Consider the following 18,791-nt stretch of genomic DNA (forward strand, 5'->3'; position numbering starts at 1 on the left):
TACTAAACAAATAACTGATTAAAGCTAAATTATTTTCCTGATGTATCACAGTTGTGACTTAATAACATAAGTTCACGAAGTGCAACTGAGAACTTAGCAAAGTCATGGCTTTGTGATGTTTTAAACTCAGCCAACATTTGTTTCCAACGCTGAAGTAATAAATCTTGGCTATCCATCCACTCATCTATTTGACTATCAACATCGCTCTCGTCACCTTCAAAGCTATTTAGCACCACTTCAGATAACGTACGTTGCTGCCAATCAAGCTCTTCACGGTAAGATGAACGAGCAAGTGCTTGCCAATGATTTGCTACTGGTTGCTTAGTTATTTGCTCTAAGAACCAATGCAGACCCATTCTCGCGCCTAGTTTAAAGTAAGTATTCGATACCATCGAAATACTCTTACCTGAATTATTAGCAACTTCAGCTAAATCCATCACAGAGAATAAGCTTGATAACGAAACAATACGCTTAGCTATATCTGCAGGAACGCCGGCATCAATTAACTTATTAGCTTCAATTACAATACGGTCATTTTCTTTTTCAATCATGTACGTATTTAAATTATCGCTTAAATCTTTAAATGTTGGCGCAAAGAATTCAATTCCTTGTTCAATCGTTTGTGACTTATTACGATGACGTAAGAACCAACGCGTAGTACGACGAACAGTACGACGAAGTTGGTAAAGCATTTCAGTTTGTACCGCTGCTGGTATTTTATTATCCAGTGCGCTGATAGACGACCATGTATCGCGCATTTCAAATATTTCGCTAGCAATTGAGTAACACATTGCAATTTCAGCTTCGTTGGCACCGGTTTCTTCATGCATACGTACCATGAAGTTTAAACCCATATCGTTAACAATGCTGTTAGCAAGTTTGGTTGCAATAATTTCTTTACGAAGTGGATGGTTGTTCATCGCATCGTTAAACTTCTCACGTAGAGGACGTGGGAATGACTTCACAAGCAATTGACGATAGTAAGGGTTTTCAGTAATTTCATCACTTACTAAAGACTCTTTTAATACCATTTTTGCGTAAGACACTAGCACTGAAAGCTCAGGGCGAGTTAAGTCTTTACCTGCGGCTGCACGTTCTGCCAATTCTTCATCACTTGGAATAAACTCAATAGCACGGTTTAACTTACCATCTTTTTCAAGTGCATGAATAAAGCGAATCTTTTCTTTAAGCGTTGAAGTACCTTTAGACTGCGTAATTGAAATAGTATGTGTTTGACGGTAACAGTCTTTTAATACTAATTCAGATACTTCATCTGTCATTGAGTAAAGTAGCTCATCACGTTGTTTACGTGTTAAGTCACCTTCAGCAACCAAGCCATTAAGTAAAATCTTAATGTTAACTTCGTTATCTGAACAGGCAACGCCTCCTACGTTATCAATGAAGTCAGTATTAACACGACCACCCTTAGCTGCAAATTCAACACGACCTAATTGAGTTGCACCTAAGTTACCGCCCTCACCAATTATTTTAGCGCCTAAATCTCTACCATTGATACGTAGTGCATCGTTTGCACGATCCCCTACATCTGCATCAGTTTCTTTAGAGTTTTTTATGTATGTACCAATGCCGCCATTCCACAGTAAATCGAACTCCATCATCAATGAAGCTTTCATTAACTCATTTGGGGTCATACTTGCTTTTTTAGTGCCCAACATTTTTTTCATTTCTGGGCTAAGCGTAATTGATTTAGCAGCGCGAGAGAAAACACCACCACCGGCAGAAATTAACTCTTTATTGTAGTCTTCCCACGATGAACGCGGCATATTAAATAAACGTTCGCGCTCTGGGTAAGAAGTAGCAGCATCTGGGTTCGGATCAACAAAAATGTGCATATGGTTAAAGGCAACTTGTAACCGAATATGCTTAGATAACAACATACCATTACCAAATACATCACCAGCCATATCGCCTATAGCTACCACTGTAAAGTCAGTCGTTTGACAATCGATATCCATTTCACGGAAATGTCGTTTAACTGACTCCCATGCGCCTTTAGCTGTAATACCCATTTTCTTATGATCGTAACCAACCGAGCCACCTGATGCGAATGCATCGCCTAGCCAGAAATTGTATTCATTAGCTATGCCGTTTGCGATATCAGAGAAAGTAGCGGTACCTTTATCGGCTGCAACTACTAAGTAAGCATCATCTTCATCGTGGCGAACAACATCACGAGCTGGCACTACTTCACCGCGCTCTATGTTATCTGTAATATCTAGAAGACCACGGATAAAGATTTTGTAACACTCTTGGCCTTCTTTTATAAACGCTTCGCGCTCACTAGGTAATTGTTTACATACAAAACCACCTTTAGAACCAACAGGTACAATTACTGTATTTTTAACTTGTTGCGCTTTAACTAAGCCAAGTACTTCAGTACGGAAGTCTTCACGACGGTCAGACCAACGCAGACCACCACGCGCTACTTTACCGTAACGTAAATGCACACCTTCAACGCGCGGAGAATAAACAAAAATCTCAAACGCAGGAAGTGGAAGTGGTACATCAGGAATTAAGCTAGGCTGTATTTTAAACGAGACATACGACTTAAACTGACCTGCATCATCTTTTTGGAAATAGTTAGTACGTAGCGTCGCAACAATCATATCTACGTATAAACGTATAATACGGTCATCATCAAGGTTTGCTACATTTTCAAGTTCTAAGTAAATTTGCGTACTTAACTTTTCAAGTGTTTTAGCACTTGCTGGGCTCTTAACTGAGAACTTTTTAGCAAATAAATTAACAATTTGCGCTGCAATGTTTGGATAATTTGCAAATGTACTTTCTATGTAACTTTGTGAGAACGTTACACCAATTTGACGCATGTACTTAGCGTAAGCACGTAAAATAGAGGCTTCGCGGCCAGTTAGGCCACCCATTAACACTAAACGGTTAAAACCATCATTTTCAAGGCGGTTGCCCCAAACATTTGTTAACGCAGCGCGAAAACGTGCTGAAATTTTATCAAAATCTGCCATCCCTTTGCTGTCAATAAGCATCGAGAAGTCCATGATCCAGTTAATACGACCATCGCTAGTTTTAACTGAATATGGTGTTTCACCAACAACGCGCAGACCAAAGTTTTCAAGCATTGGCATAACATCAGATAAGTGAATTGGCTCATCTTTATGGAATAAGCTTAATCGTACAATATTACTGTTTGCTTCTTCTTGAGGACGGTAAAACAGCATTTCTAGCTTGTTTTCATCGCTAAGTAGTTCTAACTTTTCAATATCAACAACCGCAGCACTTGGAAGCACTTCGTCTTTGTATGAGCGTGCAAACGCATTACAGTATTTACGATTTAAATCGTTACCACGTGCTTCACCCGCAGACTCTAAAAGTGCAGATTGAAGTTTATCTTCCCACGTACGTGCAGCTTCTACTAAATTGTTTTCGATGTCTTTCACGTTATATTCGATCTTGTTGTCGGTCACACGAACGGTGTAATGAGTACGCGCCAGTGTTGACTCAGAGAAATAAGTAGTAAATTCGACTTTATCGTCAGAATTAAATGCATTAGCTAATATATCTTGCGTTTCACGACGAAGAGCCGTGTTATAGCGTTCGCGAGGAACATAAACCATGCAAGATAAAAAGCGACCATACGCATCTTTACGTACAAACAAGCGACACATATCGCGCTCTTGTACTTGTAAAACACCCATAGCAACTTCAAGTAGCTCACTTTCGCGCGCTTGAACTAGCTCATCACGTGGGTAGGTTTCTAAAATATTTAAAACAGCTTTGTAAGCGTGTGTACCTTTAGCAAAATCACACATTTCCATAATGCGGTTAATTTTACTTTTTAAAACAGGCACATCAGTAGCACTATTATTGTAAAAGCTTGATGAGAACAAACCAATAAAGCGGTCTTCACCAATTACATTGCCTTCATCGTCAAAACGCTTAATACCTACGTAATCAATGTAGGCTGGACGGTGAACGCGAGAAACAGAGTTTGTTTTTGTCAAGATCAGTAGGTTGCTGCTGCGTGCTTCTTGGCGAGCAACTTCTGGTAATTCTGATAATAATCGTGTGTGTTCTTCAGTAGAGTTTTTCATCAAGCCAAGGCTTGATTCCATTTTACCTTTTAATTGGTAATCACCTTGAACTGGGCTTAGCTCATATTCACGGTAACCCATTAGGGTAAAGTTATCTTTCGCTAACCAATCTAAAAACTCAGTTGTTTCTGAAACTTCTTCTGTCGTTTTATTATGATGACGTTTAGGTAACTCTTTGGTTACTGCAATCAATTTTTTACGAATTGGCTGCCAATCATCAACAGCAACTGATACATCAACAAGAACCGACTCTAACTCTTTCTTGAAAGACTCAATCACAGAAGAATCTGTTTGACGGTCAATTTCAATAAAAAATACTGTTTTAGTAGATGAGGATTCTTGCTCTGCTTTTAAATTTGATAATCCAGAAATTTTAGCGTTTTCATCGCGCTTAATTTTTAATGGGCAGTGAAGTAATAAGTGAGAGGCGATATTTTCACGAGTCATGGCCATACGAACAGAATCAACTAAAAACGGCATGTCTTTAGTAATAATCTCTACGATTGTATGTGATGACTGCCAGCCATCTTTTGCCACTTCAGGGTTGAAAACGCGGATAACAGCGTCGTCGGTAGTATTTTTTTCTAGCGAGTTCCAAAGGCTTAATGCTGCGCCATATAGGTCACTATCGTTGCGGTTTGCCAAATCCTCTTTAGACATATTGCTGTACAAGGCTTTGGCGAATTTCTCAACGAGTAACACATTATCAGCGCGAACTTTTTTCTGGATCAGCTTACAGACATTATCTAGGATAACCGAGGCTTGGCCTTCATTTCGTGTCATTGTATGTTCCTTAATCTATTACTGCTCAGGAGCAGGAATTTGTACAGCTATTCATTAGCGTGGAGTCAATTAAATTCTAACCCTTTTACAGCTAATAAACAGCCTTTTCGATGAAAACATTTTAAGCATTTCAGCTATTTGGTCATCTATTCACAAATTGTAGATATAAATGGCCTTTACAGGCCATTTAGGAGCAAAATTATTCACATTATTTTTTCTGGTCAGTCCAGAGAAGGCTACCAATAGCGGGTAATAACAACACTGCACCTAACATATTTACTAAAAACATGAAGGTTAACAGTATACCCATATCAACTTGGAATTTAAGATCTGAGAATATCCACGTACTCACACCAATCGCAAGTGTAATACCGGTAAATAGAACCGCACTTCCACGTTCAACAAGCGCATTTCGATAAGCAACACTTAATGGTACATTTTGCTTAAGCTGCCCCATCATCGACGACAGTATATAAATACCGTAATCGACCCCAATACCTACTCCTAGAGCAATAACTGGCAAAGTAGAAACGGTTAAGCCTATTTCTAATTGCACCATAAGTGCTTGTGCAAGTGTTGATACGATATAAAGCGGCAATACCACAGCAATCGTTGCTTTTACGCTTCTAAAGCTCATTAAACATAAGATGATAACGGCACCATAAACATAAAGCATCATTGGTATTTGCGCTTCTGCAACTGACTCATTAGTCGCTGCCATTACGCCAACAGGTCCTGACGCTAGTTTAAATGCTAATTTATCAGTGCCCTCTTCTTGTGCAAATTGCTTAACACTTTTAATCACAGTATCGATAGTTTGTGCTTTATGATCATCTAAAAATATAATCACTGGCATAACTGAACAATCACCGTTAAGTAAACCTGTACTAGTTTCAACTCGAGACGTTGACTGAACTAAACTTGCTGAATTTCGTGGCAAGCTTTGCCATTTCAAATTGCCTTCGTTGTAGCCTGCGTTAACCGATTGAGCTACAGAGCTCAAACTTACAGCAGACTGCACACCTGCTACATTCTCTACTTTGTATTGAAAACGGCTTATACGCTCCATCACATCATGCTCAGTACATGCTGCAGGATATGCTTCTACAATTACCTTTAAGATATCAGACGAGATAGTATATTTATCAGATATTAAGAATGTATCCTGATTATAACGGGCATCTTGATGCAGTGATGGCGCGCCTGCATGTAAGTCACCTATACGCATTTTATCTGCTTGCCAGTAACCTAAAGCAAATAGAACAAGTGTAAAACCAATAATCATTTTAGCTACTTTAGGATCAGTCGCTTTAACAAGTAAGTCGCGGATTTTATCGAGCATGTTTGGTTTTGCTGCATCACCAGATTGAATATGTACACTGTTTTCAAAGTTCATGTACGAAGCCCAAACTGGCAATAAGATTAAATTAGTAAATATAATTACTGCTACACCTAAACTCGCTGTAATGGCAAGTTCACGGATAATACCAATATCGATGGTAAGTAATGTTAAGAAGCCTACGGTGTCTGAAAGCAGTGCAATACCGCCTGGCACTAATAAAGCCCTAAAACTTGACTGACAACAAATACGTGTTGTTTTACCTTCACCTACTTTTTTACCAATCGCATTTATCATCTGCACGCCATGGCTTACACCAATAGCAAATACTAAAAACGGTACCAAAATAGACATAGGGTCTAGGCCAAAACCTAAACTTGAAAGCAGGCCTAATTGCCAAATAACAGCAATAATGGAACATGCGATAGGCAAAATAGTCAGCTTTAAACTGCCACAAAATAGCCAGACCATAATAAAGGTAAAAGCGATAGCAATGGCAAAAAATACAACCACCCCTTTAGCGCCTTCAGCTATATCACCAGCCATTTTTGCAAAGCCAATAATATGAATACTTACTTTGTCCGTACTTAAAGGCTCTCTTAAATCACTTTCTAGCTTTTGTGCAAAAGCTAATGTGTCTAATTTTTGTTGTGTTTGAGGATCAGTTTCTAAAAGTTGAGCAGTTACCATTGCACACGAGTAATCGCTGGCAATCATACGTCCTACAACTTTTGCTTTTTCGATATTTTCTTTTACAACACCTAAGCCACGTTTGTCAGCTTTAAAGTTGGCAGGAATAATTGGACCGCCTGCAAAGCCATCCTCGACTACTTCAACAAAACGAGCACTGGGTGAAAATATAGAGTTAACTAATGGACGATTTACACCTGGAATAAAATAAAGCTGATCGTGGACCGCTTTTAACTGAGTAAAGAACTCTGGATTAAATATATCACCGCTGTCATCACACACTGAAATCAAAATACTGTTTGCACCACCAAACTGTTTTTCATGCTTAGTGTATACTTTCATATAGTCGTGGTTTAACGGAATATTTTTATTAAACGATGCATCTAATTGAATTTGAGTCGCTTTGAATACAAGTAAACAGGTTATAAGTGCAAAACTTATAAGCATAATTAAGCGATGTCTAAAAATCGCCTTTTCAATAAAATCGAGTAGTTTATGCATTAAGGGGTTAACTCCTTCACTTTAATGCCATCTTCTGTAGCCATGATCAGTCTGTTATCTAAAATTACACCATCAAGAATCGCTTTACCGTCAGCAAGCTGCTCATGGGTGAGTAACCCATCTTGAAGATGAAAAATAACGCCACTGTTGGCAAGCATAAGCCATTGTTTATTATTATAATTAATGATGTTGTTGATCGTCGCTGTTTTAACATTTTCGAAATGCTGCCACTGCTGTTCACCATTTTGCTTTGCAAAAACATTACCTCGAAGCCCTGCCACAATTTCTTGTGTGCTATCTGATGCAACTGCAAAGAATGAACCAGGATAAATTTCTTCTATCCTTTGCCAAGTTTGACCATCATCAATGCTTCTGGCCATCAAGCCCATCTCACCAACCAGCATTAAACCATTATCTGTTTTTTCGATTCGATTAAAGTGCGGTAAAATTGAAGCAGTTTCGGCTTCGTATCCTTCGGGGTCATTTTCTTTTAAATCGTTCAAGTAATCACGATCATCACTAAATAATAGCGAATCTAAAAAGCGTTTTTGCCAATGTTTACCACCATCGGTGGTTTGATAAAACATGCCATATGCGCCCACTGCAAAACCTTTTAAATCATCTTCAAATAGAATATCTAAACATGGTTTGTCTAATTTTGGTTGTGCTTGTTGTAGTTGCCAATTAACACCACCGTCAGTAGTATTTATTATTGTTGCATCGTGGCCACACGCCCATCCATTATTTTCATTACTAAAATCAACGGCAGTTAATAGCACTTGAGTTGGGACTAGCTCAGCTTGTTGCCATTTATCACCCGAGATACTTTTAATAACAGTACCGTGTTTACCTACTGCAATTAGACCATTGCCTGTGTTGGTTATGTCGGTGAGTAAGGTTTTAGCTGCATTTGTTGCACTGATTGCATTGTTAGGGGCTTCTTGTGCAACACTCGCACCGCTTATTATCAGGCTGGCATATACCAAATACTTCATAAATTTTAATCGCCTTGTACGAGAGAGTTGTTTGTCTTTTTACTGGGGAAAGCGTTGCGCGCTGTAAGACAAACGCGATGAGAAAGGAAAAGGCACTTAACAAATTGTTAAGTGCCTAGCTTAATACTATCTACCTGCGCGACGTAAAGCGCTTGAAGTAAATTCGTTATCGTTAAATGACTGTGAAAAATCGTACATTTTTTCTTGATTATCTAAACCAATTGCTAAATAACGACGAGAATTCAAATCATGATAAACCTCAAGCGTACTCCACTGTGTAGGTACTTCGTAGTAGTTAAGGCCATAAGCCATTGCTACACGGTAAAGTTGGTCGCGGTTATCATAAATATCAGTAACCTGTACTTGCCAGCTATCTTCATCGATGTAAAACACACGTTTTTTATAGATATGACGTGTATCATCTTTTAAGTTAGCTTCAACAACCCAAACACGGTGTTTTTCGTAACGTGTATGTTCTGGGTTAATATGGCCAGGCATTAAAATATCATCGTACTCTAGCTTATCACTATGAAGTTTATAGCTGTTGTAAGGTATATATAACTCTTGCTTGCCTTTTAGTGTCCAGTTGTAACGATTTGGCGAGCCATTAAACATATCAAAATCATCGGTAGTACGCAGGCTATCTGCAGCTGTGCCTGGTGCATCATATGCAACATTAGGTGCACGACGAACACGACGTTGTCCCGAGTTATAAGTCCATGCTTGGCGCGGCGTTAATATTTGATCCATTGTTTCATGAACTAATAATGCAGTACCCGCTAAACGAGCCGGTTCTGTAACGCTTTGTTTAAACTTAAACAAAATATTTGAGTCTTGCAGCTCTGCTGGTGTTGCACTAGGGTCTGAGTATTTAACTAATAACTGCTCATCAAAGCCAACATAGTTATAAGAACCAGATGCAGTCGGTGCAGCTTGACCACCAAAACGCTCAATAGACTGGCCACGGTAACGTAATAAATGATTCCAAATTGCCTCTAAACCCGTTTTAGGAATAGGGAAAGGAATACCAATCGCCGTATTTTTAATACCGTTACCGCCTTCAATTAATTCAGCAGTCGGTGCAAACTTTTTAGTCGCATCATACACAAACTGAGGGTAAGACGCAGAACGGCGAGTTTCATACACAGGCATTTTAAATGTGTCTGGGTATGCTTCAAATAAAGCAATTTGACCCGGACTTAAATTGGCTTTGTACTTTTCAATATTACTTTTATCAATAGTGAAAAGCACTTTATCAGCTGTAAATGGGTCAAGGTGATGCATACCAGCTTCATAACCTGCAGGGGCTGTTGTAATGCCATTATTCCATGCTGGAATAGAGCCATCAGCATTAGCTGCTTTTTCTGCGCCCATTGGCGTTAAGTTTTGACCTAATTGAGCAACTTCATCAGCGTTTAATTTAGCTAAAGCTGCGCTGCTTGCAAACAAGCTACAAAAAGCTGTAGCGATGAGGGTAGGTTTTTTAATCATAATAATGTTACCCCTAAATAGAATATTTTAAGTTAAAAGAAACGTAATCGCGATCTGAGAAAGTATTAATATCGCCGCCGCCCCAAAACGAGTTATAGCTCACATCAAGTGACCACGCATTTTGGTAGTTAAAGTTCATGGTTGCACCTAAAGATTTACGATCTTCGATAAATAAGAACATAGGATCTGGTGTATTACCATTTACGTCATGAGAAAATACAAAACGTGGAGAGAAGTTAATACCTTTGTAAAGGTTAAAATAATCACCTTTAGCAATTAGGCGGTAACCCCAAGAAGATGCTGTGGCGAATGATTTTTCTTCAGCGCCATTTGATAAACCAAGTTGCAATGTTGAATAATCAGTAGTACCTGGGCCTGTAATTGTGCCACTACGGCCAGTACCGGATACATTTAAACGTATTTCGTCATATTCTGGCATGTTATGAATTTTTACTGCACCCACTTCACCAACTACAGCCCAACTATCAGCACCTAATGAAGGTCCAAATAAGTGAGTAGCCGTGAATTGAATTTGTGATGTATCACGTTCAATATAGCCTTGAGCAACTTCACCCGCACCAACAGAACTAATATCATCGCCAAAACTCATTTGCGAAATACCTGCAAAATCAGGACGAAGACCTGCAAGAGCTAACTGCTCAGGCATAGCTGTATAAAGTAACTCTACGTCATCAATTTGCAGTGGTTCATCTTGACGAAACGCAAACTCACCCGCAAAGGCTGTTTCACCAATAGTTGTGTTAAAACTTAAACCATATAGTTTAATATCTTCTGGGTAGTCGTTTTCAGCTTTAGAAAAAGCGGTTAAATCAGCAACATTATCTGACGTAATTTCTGTTGTCATGATCATCGCTAAATCTTGAGCAATTGCTGCCTGCGAAAAGTTTGATACACGACCAGATATAAGCGGACGACGACTGTGGTAGTTCACGTGGTATAACGCAATTTCAGTATCATTAAATTCAGGTAAAAATATACCTAAACGTAAACCGTACTGGCCGCCATCTTCAGGTTCTGTTTTACCATTATCCCCTTTGCCTTTTAATGCAACCTTAGTTGGGTAAGCAAGATACATTTGGGCTAATAAAGCGCTTCCTTCAGCACTTGAAGGATCAATACCTTGAGCAGCTGCTGCTAATGCAAAATCAGATGTTAGGTTATTTAAACTATCCGTTAAAAAAGCAACATCAATATCAGGATTAGACGTAAAGCCTAATTGAACATTCTGCTGATAACCATTTTCTGCTGCAAAGTCATTAGTAGAAAAGTATGTACCTGCTGCTGGTAAACGTGTTTCTTGCCATTGATATTGGTAGAAACCTTCAAGCGTAATATTCTCAGTAATTCCGAGCGATGCCCAAAGCATACCGATTGGTATAAATGCTTCTTTTAGCTCAGCGCCAGGTGCTTTTAATCGATCTATATCAACTGGGTTTACGTTAATACCATGAGATATAAGCGTACTTTCACCCCAGTTAACTACTTGCTGGCCTAAACGGACAGATAAAGGGTTATTACCATCATTTAAATCAAAATCGGCCCATACAAACGCGTCTAATAAACGTATGTCGGCACAACTTTGTGCTTTGGTGTCTTTATCGTCACATGGATCAACACCCTGCCCTGATGTAGGATTTGAATATGCATGATTGCCATCCATCAACGCAAAGTCATAAAAATACATGAAGCGAGTGAACAAACCGTAGTTATCTTTATTTATTGAAAGGTCGTGTGTGCCCTTCAATAGTTTTGAGAAGGAGTCACCACTATCAAAATTTAAATTACCCGCATCACCATTGTTTGAGTAAGAGCCCGGTTGTGCCCATACATCTTGTGATGAGTAAATAGTATTACTTAGCGCTGGGTTGTATCCTGTCCAATCAAATGCTGGGTTATTACTTTTGCCAATTAGGTTAAAGTCTCTGTCTTCTACACGAACACTTTGCCCATATGAAAAGGTTGAATCGAAGGTAATATCAAAACCTCCAGCTTCAAATGTTACAGCTTGAGTACTTGCTGCAGATAAACCTAAACTAGCGGCTGCTAAACCTATAGCGATTCTATTTTTAACAAAAAGCGATCTTCTTATCATTTTGGTTCCCCCCTGTCGCGGGTCATTTTGTGTGATCAAGTTATTGTTTTTAGTGTAATCATAACGATAGAAGCGAATCAGTAAAATTACAAATACTCGCTCTAATCTGTCATATACTTCTTATTCTGGTTAACGCTTACGTATTGGTAAGACGTCGTACCAGATAATTTATACACGTAATTTAACAATAGGACAAATTGAAATTAACAAAAATACAATATTTTTATGTATATATAACATAAAAACCGAGCGTCAGGCCACTCGCTCTAGGCGGATGAACTTGTTTTCGGGGGTTAATAAGAGTCTAAAACGGCCACGTACACCCAAGCTCGAAATGAAGGGCCTCAAATGCGTAGCAGCAAAACGAATTGTTTTACCGCCATCCTCTACAACTTGTAAAGAGCTAAAACGGCCATGGTAGTAATCCATGCACTCGTTATAGCTCAATCTTAAGGTAAAATAATACTCAATCATTTATGCGAGCGCTTTTTCAACCTTTTCATACAAGTCAGCACTTAGGCCATCTAAATTGGCTAAGCGCTGTAATTGCAGTTTCATTGCTTGTGAGCGTACATCATCGTAACGCTTCCACGACATAAACGGTGTTAGCATACGCGATGCATTTTGTGGATTAATTGCATTAAGTTTTATTAATAAATCACCTAATAACGCATAGCCTTGAGCATCTGCTCGATGAAATTGTGCTGTATTAAAGTGGCTAAAACTTCCTACAAGTGCACGTACACGGTTAGGATTTGAAAAATCAAAACACGGGTGTTCGTAAAGTGCCTTAATATCATCTATAGCAGTACTGCCTGATTGCATAGCTTGCAGTGCAAACCACTTATCCATGACTAAAACATCATGACGCCACTGACTATCAAAATGACTCAAAAGCTCATCTCTAACAGGGTGTGAAGCTTTTACCACAGCGCTTAGGGCACCAAGTACATTAGTCATATTAGTCGAGCTTGCAGCTTCTTTAATAAAGGTTACAGCTTCTGGACTTTGTGTTTTAGCAAGGTAGTGCAGACATATTTGCTTTAAAGCACGATTCGCAACAGCGCTTGCACTTATACTGCCATCATCTTCAAGAGATTCGTAACAACTAAGCAGCTCATCAGCAAGTTCATCAGCAATTTGTTGCTCAAACTTTTCTGTTATTTCAATAATGTCATCTACAGGTATTACATCAAATTCAGCAGCTAACGTGTCAAAACTCGGCAATTTAAACAGCTCTGCAATTAAAGCTAAATCGCCCTCTTTGGTGTTTATAAGTACACGTAGCGCATTTATAATTTCGCTGCTTAATACGCTATTCGTTGCATCGGTGATTTGAGATTTAATCGCCTTAATGAATAGCTGCTGTTGTGCATCCCAACGTGAAAAATTACTGCGCGCAAAACGCATAATATGCAATAGTTCGGGCTCTGTTGTTTGCTGGTTTAAAATACAAGGTGCAGAAAAGTCTTCGAGTAAAACCGCAACAGGCTTTTCTAAAATATTATCAAAGCTAAATGTTTGAGTCGCATTAGTTACATCGAGTACATGATCTAGCTTTTTACCTTTATATTGCAGAGCAATACTTTGTCCATTGGCATCAAGTAGTTCAATAGCAAAAGGTATATGAAGCTTTTTATTCTCTGGCTGATTAGCTGGCGCTGTTTGCTCGATTGTCAAAGTGTATGTATTTGAGCTGCTATCAAATTTTTGAATTGCATTTAAACGCGGTGTACCTGATTGGCTATACCATTGTTTAAATTGCTCTAAATCAACACCTGATGCATCGCTCATCGCACTTACAAAGTCATCACATGTAACTGCTTGCCCATCGTGGCGCTCAAAGTAAAGCGTCATCCCTTTTTGAAAGTTAGTTTCACCCAGTAATGTGTGCATCATACGGATAACTTCAGCACCTTTATCGTATACAGTTACTGTATAAAAGTTATTCATTTCAATAACTTTCTCAGGGCGAATTGGGTGAGCCATAGGGCCTGCATCTTCGCTAAACTGATGCGTCCGCATAACTTTGACCGCATCAATTCGGTTAAGTGCACGAGAGCCTAAATCACTACTGAACTCTTGGTCTCTAAATACAGTCAACCCTTCTTTTAGCGATAACTGAAACCAATCTCTACAAGTAACTCGGTTACCTGTCCAGTTATGAAAGTACTCATGCCCTACAATGGATTCAATCGTATGGTAGTCTTTATCTGTGGCTGTTTCTTGATTAGCTAATACGCATTTACTATTAAAAACGTTTAGCCCTTTATTTTCCATCGCGCCCATGTTGAAAAAATCGACGGCTACAATCATATAAATATCAAGGTCATACTCTAAATTAAAGCGTTCTTCATCCCACTGCATTGCCTTTTTGAGTGAGGCAATAGCATGGGGGGTTTTAGATAAATTACCTTTATCAACAAACAATGCTAATTCTACATCTCTGCCGCTTTTAGTCGTGTACGTATCTTTTAAAACATCAAAATCGCCCGCTACAAGTGCAAATAAATAGCTCGGCTTTTTAAATGGGTCTTGCCATTTAACAAAATGACGACCATCTTGTGTTTCACCACTGTCTACTTGATTACCATTAGAAAGAAGTTGTAGATACTTTTTATCGGCAATAATAGTTACATCAAACGTGGCAAGTACATCAGGGCGATCCATGTAATAGGTGATCTTTCTAAAACCCTGCGCTTCACACTGTGTACAATACGCACCGCCAGATAAATACAAACCCTCTAAAGAAGTATTCGTCTCAGGCGATATCTCGGTCACAATACTTAATTGGCAACTATCCGGTAGGTTATTAATTATTAGCTGCTCGCCAATAATTTCATAATCAGTTATATCAACCGTATCAATAGATAAAGACAGTAAGCGTAAATCAATACCATCAAGCACTAAAGGTGCTTTTTTATCACCAACACGCGTAAGCGTTAGCAAAGAGCTTACTTTGGTTGATAATGGCTGTAAGTCAAAGGTTAGCTCTGTGTGGTCAATTAAAAAATCAGGAGCTTTATAGTCTTTAAGATATTGTGCTTGAGGTTTACTTGATTCAGTCATAGATACTCCAAAACAGCTCCTTTTAAGTTAAAAGGAGCTGTTTAAAATTAGGCGGATTGTTTTGGCTTAATACGTAAAATTTTAATGCCCAAGTAGGCATAAACCACCGCTAAAACAGGGTTAATTAAGTTAAAGAAAGCGTAGAGTGCATAATCAAAAGGATTTATTAGTAAAACGCTTTGCATATATGCGCCACACGTGTTCCATGGAATTAGTGGGCTGGTAATTGTACCGCCATCTTCCAATGTACGAGATAAGTTAACAGGCTTCAAACCACGTTTTTCATATTCATCTTTAAACATACGACCAGGTACAACAATTGCAATATATTGATCGGCCGCTATCACGTTAGTACCAATACACGTTGCTATTGTTGCCGCAATTAACGATCCCGTACTTTTAGCTATTTTAAGTATGCTTTTAACAAAAATATCCAAAAGGCCTGTTTTTTCCATAATGGCACCAAACATCAGTGCAGTCATAATAAGCCATGTGGTTGTAAGCATTCCGGACATACCGCCACCACTGAGTAGGGAGTCCATTTTGTCATCGCCTGTACTTATGCTAAAACCATCAAAAAACGTCGTCCAAACAAGCTTAAAATAGCCAACTAGCTGCCCTTGAGAAACATCAATTTGGCTAGCAATTAAATCAGATTGAAACAACATGGCCCAAACAGCGCCCACAACAGCACCGATAGAGATAGCAGGAAAGGCTGGCATTTTTTTAATCGCTAAAACTAAAAGTACAATTAGCGGGATTAGCATTTCAAAACCAATATTAAAGTTTTGCTGTAAAATAGCCGTTATTTCATCAATGCGCCCCGCTTCGCTTGAAGCAGTTGCGTTAAAGCCCATGAATATAAATATAATCAGTGCAATTACAAAACTTGGTACTGTCGTCCACAGCATATGTTGAATATGCTCAAATAAATCAGCGCCTACAACTGCTGGCGCTAGATTGGTTGTTTCTGACAGTGGGCTTAACTTATCACCAAAGTACGCGCCAGATATAACAGCGCCTGCTGTAACTGTTTGTTCAAGTCCAAGACCCGTTGCAACGCCTAATAAAGCAACACCTATCGTAGCGGCAGTAGTCCAAGAACTACCTATACTCATAGCTACAATGCCACAAATTAAACAACTCGCTGCATAAAACCAACTTGGGTTTATAACTTGCAAGCCATAATAAATTAAAGTTGGTACAGTTCCAGAAAGTAGCCAAGTGCCAATTAACGCACCTACCATAAGTAAAATTAGGATAGCGCCAAGTGAAAGCGTTATACCTTCAATCATGGCTTGTTCTAATTTTTTCCATGTATAACCGTTTTTAAGCCCAATTAAAGCCGCTGCAAAAGTAGCAAATAAAAGTGCAATTTGGTTAGGGCCTGATGAAGAGTTATCACCAAATAAGTAAACTGCAGCACCAAGTAAACAAATTAATACAGAGATAGGAATTAATGCATCAAAAAACGAGGCGGGCTTGATTGGTTTGTCATCCAATAGCTTCAAAGTAGAGACTCCTAGACACACTTACTGTGTGTTTAATTATTATTTTTAGCACGTAAAGCGCATTAATTGAGCATGATTGTTCTAGCTCAACTTTATGTAATCAAATATTATAACAATTTAGTAAATTTTAGGTAGTAAAAAAGGCGCTAATGCGCCTTTTTTATAGAGGTAAAACCAGTTGTTACTTCTTAGCTATACGACCATAATTAATATAATCTTGAGTAATTAATGCAGCTTCTTCCAAAAATGGGTCAAGCTCTTCAATTACTTCAGGTAAATCGTCTAAGTTTTCTACCGGATCTTTACCTAAACGCTTAAGACGTTCGTTAGTACGTACAAGTGCACGTGCTTCACCTTCATCTTTTTCTTTAATACGGTCTGCTTCAACTAAAGAGATAGTTTTACGGTCTTTCTCTTCGTTGTATAAGGTAATGTCATTAAATACATAACCAAATTCGGGTTCTGATTTAATTCGTACTTCGTGTTGTTTCTCAAGGTACGTAATAATAGGTGTTAAATTACCTGATTTTTTGTATTTCGCTTTAACAATGCTGTCCCAAGGAAGTGCATTATCTTGCTTACTTTCGCCCCACTCTGCAGGATCGATTGCTGATGGAAACGAAATATCAGGGATCACACCTTTATGTTGCGTACTACCACCGTTAATACGATAAAACTTAGCAATCGTATATTGTACGCTACCCAGCGCATTATCATATAAATCGTAAGCGCGGCCTAAGCCTTTGTGCTGTTGTACTGTACCTTTACCAAAAGTTTGTTCGCCAATAATAACTGCACGACCATAATCTTGCATAGCTGCTGCAAATATTTCAGAAGCAGAGGCACTGTAACGGTCAACTAAAACAGTTAAAGGACCATCGTAATAAGTTATACCATCACGATCTTTTTGCTCTTCAATACGGTTATTTAAGGTATGAATTTGAACAACTGGACCTTGGTCAAAAAACAAACCAGACAGTTGTGTTGCTTCATATAAAGAACCACCACCATTTTGGCGTAAGTCGATAATAATACCATCAACTTTTTCTTCTTTAAGCTTAGCCAACTCAACTTTTACATCTTTCGAAAGATTATTGTAAAAGCCTGGAATTTCAATCACGCCAACTTTACTTGTTAAATCAGAGTATTTAGCTTCAAATACTTCTGATTTAGCCGCTCTATCTTCAAGTCGAATTTTATCACGCGTGATTTCAACAACTTTAGGTGCGCCGTGAGCGTCAACACCTTTTAAATACTGTAGACGTACTTTAGTCCCTTTAGGACCTTTAATTAAATCAACTACGTCATCTAAACGCCAGCCAATTACGTCTACAAATTCTTCGCCATCTTGGGCAACACCAATAATACGGTCATCAGCTTTAATTTGATCTGTTTTATCTGCAGGGCCTCCCGGCACTAAGCTGCGAATAACAGTGTAGTCTTCATCAGGGCTTAGTACGGCACCAATGCCCTCAAGCTCTAAATCCATATCCATTTTGAATTGCTCTGCACGACGTGGCGATAAATAAGACGTATGCGCCTCAATACTACGTGCTAGCGAATTCATAACAATTTGAAAAGCATCTTCTGAATTAGATTGTACTAAACGTTTTTCTGCATTTTTATAGCGTTTGGTCAGCACTTCTTTAATGCCTTCCCAATCTTTACCCGTCATTTTTAAACGCAGTGCGTCGTACTTTACACGCTCACGCCAAATTTCATCAAGCTCAGCTTGTGACACAGGCCATGCTGAATCTTCACGGTCAAAAAAGTATTCATCTTCTTTATCAAACGTCATTTCTTTTTCAAGTAAAGTAAGTGAATACTCGTAACGTTCAAAACGGCGTTTAAGACTTAAGTTAAAAATATCAAACGTAAAGTCTAATTTACCGGTAGTAATAGCGTTATCAAAGTCATCACGATATTGCTCAAAAGAAGCAATATCGCTGGCTAAGAAAACGCTTTTATTAAAATCAAGGGATTCGATATAACGATCGTACACTTTACTAGAAAGCTCATCGTTAAATCGAACCGGTGTATAGTGTGAACGAGCAAATAAGCTAGCCACTCGTTTGCTAGCAGTACCATGTTGACTCTCTTGCTTAAGCTGGGGTAAATCGTCAATTGTAACGGCTTCTACAGCAGCAAATAATGAACCTGAAAACAGGGCAGCAACTAACGGAATGAGCGTAAACTTTTTACTCATACACA

At 38.7% G+C, this 18,791-nt stretch carries 9 protein-coding genes; all 9 read right to left on the minus strand.

Annotated elements, in window-relative coordinates; genetic code table 11:
* Window positions 1–29: 29 nt before the first annotated feature.
* Window positions 30–4,871: an NAD-glutamate dehydrogenase gene (locus tag GQR39_RS07060; protein WP_033027177.1), complete on the minus strand. Its 4,842-nt coding sequence runs from the start codon at window positions 4,869–4,871 to the stop codon at window positions 30–32.
* 208 nt (window positions 4,872–5,079) lie between these two features.
* A complete protein-coding gene (locus GQR39_RS07065) occupies window positions 5,080–7,401 on the minus strand; it encodes an MMPL family transporter (RefSeq protein ID WP_007586903.1) in 2,322 nt (773 codons plus the stop codon).
* Window positions 7,401–8,396, minus strand: a complete 996-nt coding sequence (locus tag GQR39_RS07070) for a YCF48-related protein (protein WP_007586906.1) — start codon at window positions 8,394–8,396, stop codon at window positions 7,401–7,403. The genes GQR39_RS07065 and GQR39_RS07070 overlap by 1 nt, the downstream gene beginning before the upstream one ends.
* Window positions 8,397–8,522: 126 nt before the next feature.
* Entirely contained in the window at window positions 8,523–9,887 is a 1,365-nt protein-coding gene (locus GQR39_RS07075) for a DUF1329 domain-containing protein (protein ID WP_165721954.1), read from the minus strand.
* A gap of 13 nt (window positions 9,888–9,900) precedes the next feature.
* Window positions 9,901–12,000 (minus strand): DUF1302 domain-containing protein, encoded by a 2,100-nt coding sequence (locus GQR39_RS07080; RefSeq protein ID WP_165735210.1) that lies wholly within the window; start codon window positions 11,998–12,000, stop codon window positions 9,901–9,903.
* A 252-nt stretch (window positions 12,001–12,252) separates the two neighbouring features.
* On the minus strand, window positions 12,253–12,474 hold the full coding sequence (locus tag GQR39_RS07085; protein ID WP_010552655.1) for a DUF2835 family protein: 222 nt from the start codon (window positions 12,472–12,474) through the stop codon (window positions 12,253–12,255).
* On the minus strand, window positions 12,475–15,069 hold the full coding sequence (gene pepN, locus GQR39_RS07090) for an aminopeptidase N (RefSeq protein ID WP_165735211.1): 2,595 nt from the start codon (window positions 15,067–15,069) through the stop codon (window positions 12,475–12,477).
* 47 nt (window positions 15,070–15,116) lie between these two features.
* A complete protein-coding gene (gene nhaC, locus GQR39_RS07095; protein WP_007586912.1) occupies window positions 15,117–16,580 on the minus strand; it encodes a Na+/H+ antiporter NhaC in 1,464 nt (487 codons plus the stop codon).
* A gap of 181 nt (window positions 16,581–16,761) precedes the next feature.
* Complete coding sequence (prc, locus tag GQR39_RS07100; protein WP_165735212.1) at window positions 16,762–18,786, minus strand: carboxy terminal-processing peptidase; 2,025 nt, start codon at window positions 18,784–18,786, stop codon at window positions 16,762–16,764.
* Window positions 18,787–18,791 lie beyond the last annotated feature (5 nt).

This window comes from Pseudoalteromonas sp. C8, from assembly GCF_011378685.1.
In the GTDB taxonomy this organism is placed as follows: Bacteria; Pseudomonadota; Gammaproteobacteria; order Enterobacterales; family Alteromonadaceae; genus Pseudoalteromonas; species Pseudoalteromonas arctica.